At 55.7% G+C, this 11,800-nt stretch carries 16 protein-coding genes; 8 read left to right on the forward strand and 8 right to left on the reverse strand.

Going from position 1 to position 11,800, the window contains the following annotated elements; genetic code table 11:
- Positions 1–13 precede the first annotated feature (13 nt).
- The 5 genes from AC0V6N_RS08190 to coxB all read right to left on the reverse strand — a co-directional run bounded on the left by AC0V6N_RS08190 (position 14) and on the right by coxB (position 4,547).
- Entirely contained in the window at positions 14–610 is a 597-nt protein-coding gene (locus AC0V6N_RS08190; RefSeq protein ID WP_486171080.1) for a cytochrome c oxidase assembly protein, read from the reverse strand.
- A 1-nt stretch (position 611) separates the two neighbouring features.
- Positions 612–737 (reverse strand): hypothetical protein, encoded by a 126-nt coding sequence (locus AC0V6N_RS08195; RefSeq protein ID WP_486171081.1) that lies wholly within the window; start codon positions 735–737, stop codon positions 612–614.
- Positions 734–1,684, reverse strand: coding sequence for a heme o synthase (locus tag AC0V6N_RS08200; protein WP_486171082.1), 951 nt, complete (start codon positions 1,682–1,684; stop codon positions 734–736). Before AC0V6N_RS08200 ends, AC0V6N_RS08195 begins: the two co-directional genes overlap by 4 nt.
- 106 nt (positions 1,685–1,790) lie before the next feature.
- A complete protein-coding gene (ctaD, locus tag AC0V6N_RS08205) occupies positions 1,791–3,497 on the reverse strand; it encodes a cytochrome c oxidase subunit I (protein WP_486171083.1) in 1,707 nt (568 codons plus the stop codon).
- A gap of 54 nt (positions 3,498–3,551) precedes the next feature.
- On the reverse strand, positions 3,552–4,547 hold the full coding sequence (gene coxB / locus AC0V6N_RS08210; protein ID WP_486171084.1) for a cytochrome c oxidase subunit II: 996 nt from the start codon (positions 4,545–4,547) through the stop codon (positions 3,552–3,554).
- Positions 4,548–4,792: 245 nt separating this feature from the next.
- On the opposite strand from coxB, the gene pyrE reads away from it, so the two are divergent.
- The 8 genes from pyrE to ruvX are packed head-to-tail and all read left to right on the forward strand — an operon-like array spanning position 4,793 to position 9,681.
- Positions 4,793–5,398: an orotate phosphoribosyltransferase gene (gene pyrE / locus AC0V6N_RS08215; RefSeq protein WP_486171085.1), complete on the forward strand. Its 606-nt coding sequence runs from the start codon at positions 4,793–4,795 to the stop codon at positions 5,396–5,398.
- Positions 5,399–5,407: 9 nt separating this feature from the next.
- Positions 5,408–6,148, forward strand: coding sequence for a pyridoxine 5'-phosphate synthase (locus AC0V6N_RS08220; RefSeq protein ID WP_486171086.1), 741 nt, complete (start codon positions 5,408–5,410; stop codon positions 6,146–6,148).
- Positions 6,149–6,164: 16 nt separating this feature from the next.
- Positions 6,165–6,449: a pyridoxal phosphate biosynthetic protein gene (locus AC0V6N_RS08225; protein ID WP_486171087.1), complete on the forward strand. Its 285-nt coding sequence runs from the start codon at positions 6,165–6,167 to the stop codon at positions 6,447–6,449.
- Positions 6,446–6,754, forward strand: coding sequence for a hypothetical protein (locus tag AC0V6N_RS08230; RefSeq protein ID WP_486171088.1), 309 nt, complete (start codon positions 6,446–6,448; stop codon positions 6,752–6,754). Before AC0V6N_RS08225 ends, AC0V6N_RS08230 begins: the two co-directional genes overlap by 4 nt.
- Positions 6,751–7,158, forward strand: coding sequence for a holo-ACP synthase (acpS, locus tag AC0V6N_RS08235; protein ID WP_486171089.1), 408 nt, complete (start codon positions 6,751–6,753; stop codon positions 7,156–7,158). The genes AC0V6N_RS08230 and acpS overlap by 4 nt, the downstream gene beginning before the upstream one ends.
- A 31-nt stretch (positions 7,159–7,189) precedes the next feature.
- Positions 7,190–8,065 (forward strand): signal peptidase I, encoded by an 876-nt coding sequence (lepB, locus tag AC0V6N_RS08240; protein ID WP_486171090.1) that lies wholly within the window; start codon positions 7,190–7,192, stop codon positions 8,063–8,065.
- A gap of 9 nt (positions 8,066–8,074) precedes the next feature.
- Positions 8,075–9,214 (forward strand): DUF3089 domain-containing protein, encoded by a 1,140-nt coding sequence (locus tag AC0V6N_RS08245; protein ID WP_486171091.1) that lies wholly within the window; start codon positions 8,075–8,077, stop codon positions 9,212–9,214.
- Positions 9,215–9,261: 47 nt separating this feature from the next.
- Positions 9,262–9,681, forward strand: coding sequence for a Holliday junction resolvase RuvX (gene ruvX, locus AC0V6N_RS08250; RefSeq protein WP_486171092.1), 420 nt, complete (start codon positions 9,262–9,264; stop codon positions 9,679–9,681).
- Here the strand turns inward: ruvX and AC0V6N_RS08255 are convergent.
- The 3 genes from AC0V6N_RS08255 to AC0V6N_RS08265 are packed head-to-tail and all read right to left on the reverse strand — an operon-like array spanning position 9,678 to position 11,731.
- Positions 9,678–10,586, reverse strand: coding sequence for a transposase (locus AC0V6N_RS08255; RefSeq protein ID WP_486171093.1), 909 nt, complete (start codon positions 10,584–10,586; stop codon positions 9,678–9,680). The genes ruvX and AC0V6N_RS08255 overlap by 4 nt on opposite strands.
- On the reverse strand, positions 10,586–11,554 hold the full coding sequence (locus AC0V6N_RS08260; RefSeq protein WP_486171094.1) for a hypothetical protein: 969 nt from the start codon (positions 11,552–11,554) through the stop codon (positions 10,586–10,588). The genes AC0V6N_RS08255 and AC0V6N_RS08260 overlap by 1 nt, the downstream gene beginning before the upstream one ends.
- 18 nt (positions 11,555–11,572) lie before the next feature.
- Positions 11,573–11,731, reverse strand: a complete 159-nt coding sequence (locus AC0V6N_RS08265; protein WP_486171095.1) for a hypothetical protein — start codon at positions 11,729–11,731, stop codon at positions 11,573–11,575.
- Between the last annotated feature and the right edge of the window lie 69 nt (positions 11,732–11,800).

Below are 11,800 nucleotides of genomic sequence, written 5' to 3' on the forward strand. Positions count from 1 at the left end.
TTGGAAGCGTAAGCTATTGTGAGCGATCAAGAGCGCTCGATACGGGCTCTTTCGCGCGGTGAAAAGTGTAACTCAAAGTGATCTGCTCAATATCGCCGATAACCTCATCCTCAAGGATGGCAGGATCGACATAGTAGAGCACAGGCATGTTGACTTCTTGACCCGGCTCTAGGGTTTGCTCGGTAAAGCAGAAACACTGGATCTTATTGAAGTAGATGCCCGCTTGCGCCGGCTCCACGTTGAACGTCGCGGTGCCAGTGATCGGCACGCTAGAATTGTTGCGAGCGACATAGGTCGCAAGATCGCGTTGGCCGATGCGCACGGTGTCGGTCGATTGCGCGGGGCGGAATTCCCACGGCACGTCACGCGCGGTCGAGGCATCGAAACGAATTGAGATTTCTTTATTGACGGCCATCGAAGCCGCGGCACTCGCCTGCGCCTCGCTCGCCACCTGAGTGGTTCCGCCGAATCCGGTTACTCGGCAGAAAAGATCGTAAAGCGGCACCGATGCATAGCCCAAGCCCAACATTGCGAGCGCGCCTGCGAACGCCATAACGCCCGTCTGAACGTTCTTGCGATCCGTCGCCTCAGTGAGGGGTGCAGAGGCCATATCAGTCGCTCATCCGGACTACGGTGATCGCATAGAACAGCACAGCAAAAAATAGCAGTGTGCCACCAACCACAAGGTTGCGACTTTTTTGGCGGCGCTTCAGTTCAGTTTCTTCTTCGGGTGTCATGCCGCGAGCACTCCCGAGCCGATCAGGCCATTTGCCTCAAGCACACGATCAGCAACAAGCGCCGCAAAGAGCACAAAGAGGTAGTAGATGCTGAATTTGAACAGCTTTTTTTCGGGCATCATTGCGTCTTCGTCAGCACGGCTGCGCGTGCCAACCGGCAATGCCAACGCAAAAAAGAGAACCGAAAGCGCGACAGCAACCGATCCATAGACCCAGCTGGTCCCACCAATCGCCCATGGTGCAATCGCAACAGGAGCAAGCAGTATGGTGTAGGTGAGGATTTGACGACGTGTTGACCGTTCACCTGCGACCACAGGCATCATAGGAATTTCTGCGTTCGCATAGTCCCGCTCAACAAACAGGGCGAGCGCCCAGAAATGTGGCGGCGTCCACATGAAGATGATTGCAAAGAGCAGGATCGGCATGGCGGTCACCTCGCCCGTAACCGCAATCCACGCGATCATGGGAGGAAATGCGCCGGCGCCGCCACCAATAACAATGTTCTGAGGCGTACGAGGCTTGAGCCAAATCGTATAGATCACAGCGTAATAGATGATCGCTGCCAGCAGCAATGCAGCGGCCAACCAACCAATCGCTACGCCCATCAAGAACACGGAAACGGATGACAGGAAAATACCAAAATCGCGCGCGTCGTCGCGGCGCATACGACCCGCTGGGATAGGGCGCGCCGCAGTGCGCTTCATCCGTGCATCGAGATCCGATTCCCACCACTGGTTCAACACCGCTGAGCCGCCAGCACCCATCGAAATGGCGAGGATAGCTGTAAAGCCAAGGACGGGATGAATGGTGCCGGGTGCTGCCAACAACCCACAGATCGCCGTGAAGATCACCAGCGTCATCACGCGCGGCTTCGTCAGCGCGAAGAAATCACGCCAATCCGCTGGCAGGCCAGCTTGTGAAGCAACTGTGTTAGCGGCGGTGTTCATAGACGTGTTTCGGTTCGTTTCTATTTGAAAGAGAGCGCACCTTTACGGCGCGCCCTCCCCATCATTACTGTTGCGGCCAGGATTTCACCTGAGCCCAACGATCACCTTAGGCAGATGCCGGACGATGATCGTGGTAATCGTGATGATCTTCGATCACAGGAAGCGTTTCAAACTGGTGGAATGGTGGTGGGCTCGAAAGCGTCCATTCCAGCGTCGTTGCACCTTCACCCCATGGGTTCGCCTCAGCCTTACGACCGGCGAGGAACGCATAGGCAAGGTTTGCAAAGAACAGCAGCATCGATGCGGCCATAATCATGTAACCAACCGAGCTGATCTGGTTCCAGTAAGCGAACGCCTCTGGATAGTCAGGATAGCGGCGCGGCATGCCCTGCATTCCTAGGAAGTGCTGCGGGAAGAAGATCACATTCACCCCGATGAAGAATGTCCAGAAGTGGATGTGGCTGAGCAACTCAGAATGCATCCGGCCAGACATTTTCGGGAACCAGTAATAGAAGCCTGCGAACAGCGAAAACACAGCGCCCATCGACAATACGTAGTGGAAGTGAGCAACCACATAATATGTGTCATGAAGGTTATCATCGATACCGCCATTAGCGAGCACAACGCCGGTTACACCACCAACGGTGAACAAGAAGATGAAGCCCATTGCCCAAACCATGGGTGATTTGAACTCCATTGAGCCGCCCCACATCGTGGCAATCCAGCTAAAGATCTTCACGCCGGTTGGAACCGCGATAACCATGGTCGCCGCAGTGAAGTACATCTTCGTATTTACGTCGAGGCCGACGGTATACATGTGGTGCGCCCAAACGATGAAGCCGACCACACCGATGGCGACCATCGCGTATGCCATGCCGAGATAGCCGAACACAGGCTTACGACTAAAGGTCGCGACGATTTGTGAGATCATACCGAAGCCCGGCAGGATCATGATGTAGACCTCTGGGTGACCAAAGAACCAAAACAAGTGCTGGTAGAGAACTGGATCACCACCGCCTGCAGGATCGAAGAAGGTCGTGCCAAAGTTACGGTCAGTCAGCAGCATTGTGATCGCCGCAGCAAGCACAGGAAGCGCGAGCAGCAGCAGGAATGCCGTGACTAGAACAGACCACACGAACAGCGGCATTTTGTGCAGGGTCATGCCCGGTGCACGCATGTTGAAGATGGTGGTGATGAAGTTTGTCGCACCAAGGATCGAGCCTGCGCCCGCCAAGTGCAAAGAGAAGATCGCAAAGTCGACAGCAGGCCCTTGCGCGCCTGTCGTCGATAGCGGAGCGTAGGCTGTCCAGCCTATCCCCGCCCCAAAGTTCGCCGCGCCCGCGCCTGGCACAAACATGGAGAAGAGCAGACTTAGGAAGCCAACAACCGTCAACCAGAACGAGACATTATTCATCCGCGGGAAGGCCATATCCGGCGCGCCAATCATCAGCGGCACAAACCAGTTACCAAAGCCACCGATCATCGCAGGCATGACCATGAAGAAGACCATGATCAGCCCGTGCGCAGTGATGAACACATTCCACATATGGCCTGCCGCAGCGATATCTTCTGGCGTGCTGTCAGCCCACCAGTGCAGATATTGAATGCCAGGTTCAGCCAGCTCAAAACGCATAATGCCCGAAATCGCGCCACCGATGATACCGGCGATAATCGCGAAGATCAGATAAAGCGTGCCGATATCCTTGTGGTTGGTCGACATGAACCAACGGGCAAAGAAACCGGGCTTATGATCGGCGTGATCATCAGCGTGATGTGCTTCCGGAGCTGCAAAGCCTTCTGCGGTGGTAGCCATTATATGCGTCTCTTCAGTTCGGTTTAATTCGTCGTATTTCGTTCAATGCTGCGATCAAGCAGGCTCTTGCACGGCTTCTTCTTCAGCCACTTCAGTCTCAGCCGCTGCCTCAGCAACCTCTTCGGCACCCGGCAGAGTTCCACCTTGTGATGCAACCCACGCCTCAAACTGCTCCATTGGAACCGCTTCAACGGCGATCGGCATATAACCGTGCAGTGCGCCACACAGTTCTGAGCATTGACCGTAATAGACACCCGGCTCATCAATCACGAGCATGCGCTCATTCAGACGACCTGGCACAGCATCCTGCTTAAACCAAAGCGATGGGACAGCGAATGCATGAATTACGTCGGCGGCGGTTGTCTGGATGCGCAGTGGCACGCCCACTGGAACTACCATACGGTTATCCACTGCGAGCTGGAATTGATCACCCTCACCGCTCGCGATCGCTTCTTCTTCGCTGAGCATGTTGGAGATAATTTCCACATCGTGATCGGGATATTCGTAACCCCAATACCACTGATAACCCACCGCTTTGATCGTGATCGCATCCGCAGGAGGCGTTTCATACTGGCGCGCGAGCAATGTGATCGATGGCACAGCGATGATCACAAGGATCAAAGCAGGGACAACTGTCCACACAACTTCGATCAGTGTATTGTGGGTCGTTTTCGAAGGAACCGGGTTTGAACGGCGATTGAACTTGAAAATCACGTAGAACAGCAATCCGAGGACGAAGAGGCTGATCAATGTGATGACCGGCATCAAGATCCAGTCATGCATCCACAGCGCGTATTCGCCGTCTGCCGTGTACTGATCCTGGAAGGTCATGCTCTTCAGCGCATCATCTTCGAAAGGCGTCGGCATCCCCTTACCCGCTTCAGGAGCGAGAGGGGTGTATGCTGGAGCAGCCTCAGCTGCTTCCGTCGCCGGAGTTGCCTCAGCAACGTCTTGCGCAATAGCCATTTGCGGGGTGAGAGCAGCCAAAATGGCCGCCGTCAGCGCCAGAAATCCAAACTTCACGCGGGCAAAAGCCTGACCCATAATCATGCCTAATCGGTTTCTCGAATTGTATCCCATACCGGACAAGCAAGGATCAAAACAAACCTTGTCTGCCCGCACGATAACGACATTACTGCCATTTTCAGAGGTCCCTTTAGCCGCGCTTGCTCACTGCCTCAAGCGCTTCTAGGGAGAAAAATATGCAAGCCCCCATGTGACCTGCGCAATCCGCCTCGTATTCCCACCGTACTCTACACCCATTCGCCTCGTAAATCCTCAGGAAAAACACCAATATGACTGCAACTCCATCGATTCCCGAAACTGTTGAAGACGTGCTTGCCGAGTTTCGTGAGAGTGGCGCATTATTGGAAGGGCACTTCAAGCTCTCCTCCGGCAGACATAGCGGTCACTACTTACAATGCGCCCGTGTATTGATGGATCCCGGACGGGCAAGCAGGCTGGCACAGGCAGTGGTCAATGGCATCCCTGCCAATTTGCGCGAACAAGCGGACACGGTGGTCTCACCTGCGATGGGGGGGATCATAATTGGGCAGGAAATCGCACGAGTGCTCGGCAAGGATCATATGTTTCTTGAGCGGCCCGACGGCGTGTTTCATCTGCGCAGAGGATTCGCGCTGGAGGCGGGCGCAAAAGTGCTGATGGTCGAAGATGTGGTGACAACGGGGCTATCCAGCCGCGAGGCAATCGCAGCGGTCGCAAAAGAAGGCGGTGAAGTCATCGCGGAATGTTCGCTCATAGACAGGAGCGAAGGGTCTGCCGATCTGGGCGTGCCTTTTTACCCACTCGCGGCTTTCAATTTCCCCACCTATGCTGAAGACGACATCCCAGCAGAGCTCGCCGCCGTAGCTGTCACCAAACCGGGAAGCCGTAAGGAATAGACGCCAGCAATGACCAACCATCTACGCCTTGGTGTGAATATCGATCACGTCGCCACCATCCGCAATGCACGCGGCGGCGATCATCCTGATCCCGTGCGCGCAGCTGAGATTGTAGCCAGCGTAGGCGGTGATGGCATCACTGCGCACCTGCGCGAAGACCGTCGCCATATCCGCGACGAGGACTTGTCCCGCATTCAAGAGGCGACTGATCTTCCGCTCAACCTTGAAATGGCTGCGACGCAGGAAATGCTCGATATTGCTTTACGCCATAAGCCGCACGCCGCCTGCATTGTGCCGGAGAAGCGAGAGGAGCGCACAACCGAAGGCGGCTTGGATGCGGCAGGATTGCATAATCAGCTAGTGCCGATCGTCGATCAGCTGCGTGAGGCTGGTATCCGTGTTTCGCTCTTTATCGAAGCGGATGAGCGTCAACTCGACACGTCACTTCGGCTCGGCGTCCCGGTGGTTGAATTTCACACGGGCGGATATGCCCATGCCTTTCTAAATGGCGACAGCGAACGCACCGAGCGCGAGTTGCGGCGCATCACTGACATGGCCGCGCTCGCTGCGAAAAACGGAATTGAGCCGCATGCAGGTCACGGCCTTACCTTCGAAAATGTTCAACCGATTGCTGCCATCCCACAAATCGCTGAGCTAAATATCGGGCATTACCTGATCGGAGAGGCTGTCTTCACCGGCCTTGAGCCCGCGATTCGCCGGATGCGCGAATTGATGGATGATGCGCGATGAGCAGCCGGCGCGGATAATGGCTGAGCAAGAGCTTCCTGAACTAAGTCGCGCGCAAAAATTATGGGCGCTGCTTGCCGCAATCCTGTTCCTGATTGCCGTTGCCTTTTTAGGCTTTGCTTTGAACACGGGCATTTTGCGCAGCTTCGCGATTGGTTGGGTGGCACTGCAAATCTTCGGCTTCGTGGGCGCGCTCAAATTCTCCAAAGGCGACTTCGCGCACCCCCTCTTCAAATCGCAAGTAATGCTGCATTTGATCGCCCTGGTGCTGCTGGGCACGGTATTTATAAAAGGGGCATCATGACCACAACTCGGCCATCAACGCTGCCCTTGATCCTCATGGCACTATGGTTCGCGCTCTTGCTGCTGGGAACCGGTTCGCTGTTTCTTGTCGGTCTGATGTTCGGATCAGAAGCCTATCGCAGCGCGTCCATCCCCATTGCTGAGATGATCATGATCGCAGGGCCATTTGTGGTGAATATCGCGATGCTGGTCCTCACAGTCCTGTTCTGGAACTCGGGCAAGCCAAACTTGGCCTATGCGATCACAGGCTTTTCCATGCTGATCGCTTTGCTCTTTTTAACAGTCTTTTCAGGAGCGATTGTGTGATCATCGGCCTTGGCTCTGACCTGTGCAATATCGACCGCATAGCCAACTCGCTTGAGCGTTATGGAGAACGGTTTGAAAACCGTGTCTTCACGGAAATCGAGCGTGCCAAAGCCCGTCGTCGCCCCTACACAATCGCTGGAACCTACGCGAAACGCTTTGCCGCCAAGGAAGCATTCAGCAAAGCAGTTGGCACCGGCTTTAAACGCGGCGTTTACATGAAAGACATCGGCGTCGTGAACAAACCGTCAGGTGCTCCCACGCTTTCACTAACAGGCGGCGCTGCAAAGCGGCTTGAAGAAATGATCCCGCCGGGCCATGAGGCCCACATTCATCTTACCCTCACCGACGATCACCCATGGGCACAAGCCTTTGTGATTATCGAAGCATTCCCTGCGCGCAGCTAACGCGCAGCCAAACGAAAAGCCAAACATCCTAGTGACCGACGAAAAGACCGAAGAAAAAGAGAAGATCAACTGGTTCGCCGAACTGCGCGGTCTGGCATTGATGCTGTTCGCCGTATTGGTGTTTCACAGCCTGGTGGCGAAGCCATTCTACATTCCTTCCCCTTCCATGATGCCCAATTTGCATGTCGGAGATCGTCTGGTCGTCAGCAAGTATCCGTATGGCTGGTCATGGGCTTCGGCGAGCTTTCACCTGCTGCCGCGCGGCGATTGGAGGGTGTTTGGATCGACTCCCGAGTATGGCGACATTGTTATCCCCGTTCACCCAATCCGCAACGAAGACTATATCAAACGTGTGGTTGCTCTGCCTGGCGATACGATTGAGGTGAACCGTGGGCAGATCATCCTGAATGGCGTGCCGGTAAAGCAAGAAATCGTGCCGCCTGTCCGGATCCCGTTCGAACCTGAATTGCTGTGCGTGCGACTTGGTCAAACCCGGCCTTGTCTCGATGCCTTTGATAGGCACGTTGCATTCGATGCTGACGGTAAGCAGTTCTATGAACCACCTACGTTTCGCGAGACATTACCAAATGGCGCGACTTACCTGATCATCGACCATCAGGATCAGCCACTCGACAATATGCCGGAATACAAAGTGCCAGACGGTCATGTGTTTGTGATGGGCGACAACCGGGATGAGAGCGCTGACAGCCGTGTGGCGGCGGAGGCTGATGGGCTGGGTTACGGCGTGCCACTCGAAAACATCGGTGGCCGCGCGGAATTCATCACGTTTTCCCTTGATGGTTCGGCGACATGGAACCCACTTAGCTGGTTTTCTGCAATGCGTGGTGATCGCGCATGGACCACACTTCGTCCCGCAATTGCTGAACAACCAGAAGCAGCCGAGTAAGCCCTCAAAATGGCCCGAAAGTTCCTCTATTTTATTGCGATTTGCATTGTCGCAGTCCTTGGCGCTGGCATTCTTTGGCAAATGTTCAACAAAGAGATCATGTCTGCGGCGCTCACGCCAACTGTCGAGTTTACGCCGACCGAGGCGCTGGAGTTGAACGCTTATCAAGATCCTGGCCTGTGGTATTCACGCCCCGGAATTGGCGTAAGCGACCCAGCCCGCTGGCAACCGGCCTTTGCGGAAGGGAATAACGCCGCAGAGGTCATGCGCGAAGAACAGCCGGGCGAATTTGTCGTCTTCTTTATCCACCCCACCAGCTATCTCAGCCGTGACAATTGGAACGCGCCACTTGGAGATGAAGAAGCAGAGCGCATTGCTCGTATCTATGTGCGCGGCATGGCAAGTCCGTTCAATGCGGCGAGCGAGATCTGGGCACCGCGCTATCGCCAAGCCACGATGGGCGCATTTCTGACTGACGAACCCGAAGGCGAACAGGCAATCGCTGCCGCCTATGACGATGTGCTCGAAGCCTATCGTTTCTTCCTCGAGTCTGTCGATCCCGAGACACCTGTTATACTGGCTGGTCACAGTCAAGGCTCGCTCCACCTCTTGCGGCTCTTGCGCGAAGAAGTGAAAGGATCACCAGTCGCCGATCGCTTGGTCGCAGCCTATGCGGTTGGCTGGCCGATTTCAGTTGACCATGACGTGCCTGAGCTTGGCTTTGCTGCATGCGCCACAGCGCAGCAAACCGGATGCGTTCTATCGTGGTCCAGCTTTGCTGAGCCAGCCGATCCTTCGGATGTGACGGACGCCTATGCGAGCTCCGTCGGATTTGATGGAACCCCGCGCGGGACCAGCACGATCCTTTGCACCAACCCGCTGACCGGAACATTTGGCGGCGATGCGGAAGCCAGCGAAAACCTCGGAACGCTTGTTCCCGATGACACAATGTCGACCGGTGAGTTGGTGCCCGCGGCTGTCCCTGCGCGGTGCGATGAGCGCGGCCTACTTTTGATCGGCAATCCGCCTGAACTTGGTTCCTATGTGCTGCCGGGCAACAATTATCACGTCTATGACATACCACTATTCTGGGCGAACACGCAGGCCGATGTCGCTCGGCGGGTTGCAGCCAAGGTTGCGGCAAACTGATCACCGAATTCGCACCTGACTTTGGAGAAGCACTACCCGATGGAGGCGTGCTGCTAGGCCTTGATCTGGGCACGAAAACGATTGGAACGGCGCTTTGCGATGCTGGCTGGCGGTTCGCGACCAATGGCAAGACAATTGCACGCGGCAAATGGGCGAAGGACCGCGCACTCATCAAGGAATTGATAGAGACGCGCGAGGTCAAAGGCATCGTGCTTGGCCTCCCCCGAAACATGGATGGCAGCGAGGGTCCACGCGCGCAGGCCAGCCGCGCCTTTGCGAAGAATGCCGCCGATGCCTTCTCTCTACCCATTCTCCTTTGGGATGAACGCTGGTCCACACAGAGCGCTGAGGCAGCTATGATCGGTCAGGATATGAGCCGAGCCAAACGCGCTGTGGCGATCGACAGTCACGCCGCCGCTGTGATCCTGCAAGGGGCGATTGATCGGCTTGCGGGCGGTATTCTCTAAGAAACGGTAGCGGTCGCAAAGTGGCGTCGCCGCTCAGCTGCAATTGCTGCAACCATACGGCTGCCGCAATCTTCGCCCTCTGCCCAAACACGGTCTCGGTCGTCAGGAGCAGCCAGCCTTCCTGCACGCGCCTCAAAACTGGCAAGCCGTAGGCGTTCGCTAGGGTGCGTGGTGCCAACCCATTCCGCATAGGCCAGAGCTTCTTCAGACCCGCTAGCCACCGCAGTGCGTAAAAACACCTCAGTCGCGTTGGGACTAAGAACGCGTGTGACCTCATCCTTACCTGGATCAAAGCCATACTGGTCGTACCAGCATTGCGCCGCGTCGACATGCATCACATTGATCGAAACTGAGAGGCTTTCTGGCGGCAATTGCGAATGCACATCCAAATGCGCGCGGTAGAGCATGACTTTGCCTTGAGACAGCTGGCTGCGCTCCACAAAGCGCAAATTCGCCTGTTCACCCGGGCATCCTGTCACGTCGTTATAGTCGTAGGTGTAATAGTCGCTGGCATAGCCAGGCCCGAGATAGCCACTCGTGAGGAATGAGAAATTGTGATCATGTGGCACGCCATAGACGAAGGTTTGCGCACCGCTATTCTTGAAACACAGATCATCTTTGGCAGGCCAGATATTGGCGCGTAGAAACATACGGCCACGCAGGGGACTTAGGATGATCGCCTGAGGGCCATAACCGCTTTCGACCATCGCGTCGCCGCGTCCTGTCAGTCGATCGATCAGGATCTTGCCAAGGAATGTGCGATTATTGTTCAAGCGTTTCAGCCAATAGGCAGCCTCGCGCGTGCTTTCTTCATCACGTGGATCGAAATCGAGTGTGGCGAGCGCCTCAATGGCCTTGTCGAGCGAGCAATCAACCTCGGTAGGAATGGGAATTGTCTGCGGCATTACTGGGAGATCTCCGTCCGATCGTGAAGATTGGGATACGCAGCCAGCAATTGTGTGTGCAGTGCGTTTGCGGGCCCGCGCAAAGGGTCGTCATCAAAACTGGCCAACCTTTCAAGCAGCGCCAAACCCTGTCTGCTATCTAGGCCGAGTATTTGGCGAACAGCTTCCCAGCGTGCATCACGATCATTGCTCTTGTTCTGCGCGAAGCTGCACATGGTTGAGAGGGCGCCATCGCAATTGAGCGCGCCCAATACTCCCAACGCCATAACCTGCTCGCTAGCCCGTTTATCTCCGCTGACTTGACGCAATAATTCTCCGCCGGGCAACGCTACTTCGATTGTTGGCTTGGGATTCGTGGGTGTTCGTGTGAGCTGCAGCACCAAAACCGTCTCTTGCACTGCCAAAAACTGCCGCGCGGTTAGTAGCGCATTCCCAGTTATCGTATCGCCACTGCGCCAAGCTTGTCGCCGCGATTGAAGCGATTGATTGCTACCTTGACCAATCAAAAAATGGGACTGCCCCTGAGCCGCGCCTGAAAGCACAATCTCGTGCACATCGCAGTCTACGAACTGCGCTGCGCTGGGCTGTTTCGTATGCCGCGTTGGTTCATATGTGCAAAGCGATAGCACAGCGCCCGAATGTTCCAGCAATTGCAGACGGGCAAACCCTTCGCTTGAAGTGTGCCGCAGAGGCACTTCGCCTAAAGGCTCAACTCGCAATGCGTCGATCATGCCGCCGCACAAATCATTCACTAGAGTTAAGGCCACACTTTTTTGATTGACCAATCTCTTGAGCTCACGAAGAGCGCTTAGCTGTGTACCTTCTCCATATTGCACCAGCTCGCGTCGCAGCGTCTGGACAAGCGAACTGGCCACCCATGAACGCTGCGCCTTGGCCAGCTGCCCTTGGGCGCGGCGCTGCAGGTCCGGGTTGACCCGCAGCGCCGCAATGGCGGGATGCACGTGCATTTCCTCGCCACTTTCCGCTTAGATCACGCCAGGAGGGGGCGGTGGTGCGGTGTCATAGACATAAACCATCACTGAGATGATCGAATCGTTGTAAGTGCCCGCATTGCTGCTCGCCGCACCAAACAGGGCTTGAGCGGTATCGAGGCCGGGAATATGAGAGAGGTCAATCTTAGGCATTATGTTCACCTTCTTGAGGGTTGTTGGCCTCACGACAAGTTCGCAAGGCCCGCTCAATTTGCGAACGAA

It is taken from the genome of Erythrobacter sp. S57(2025), assembly GCF_057365055.1.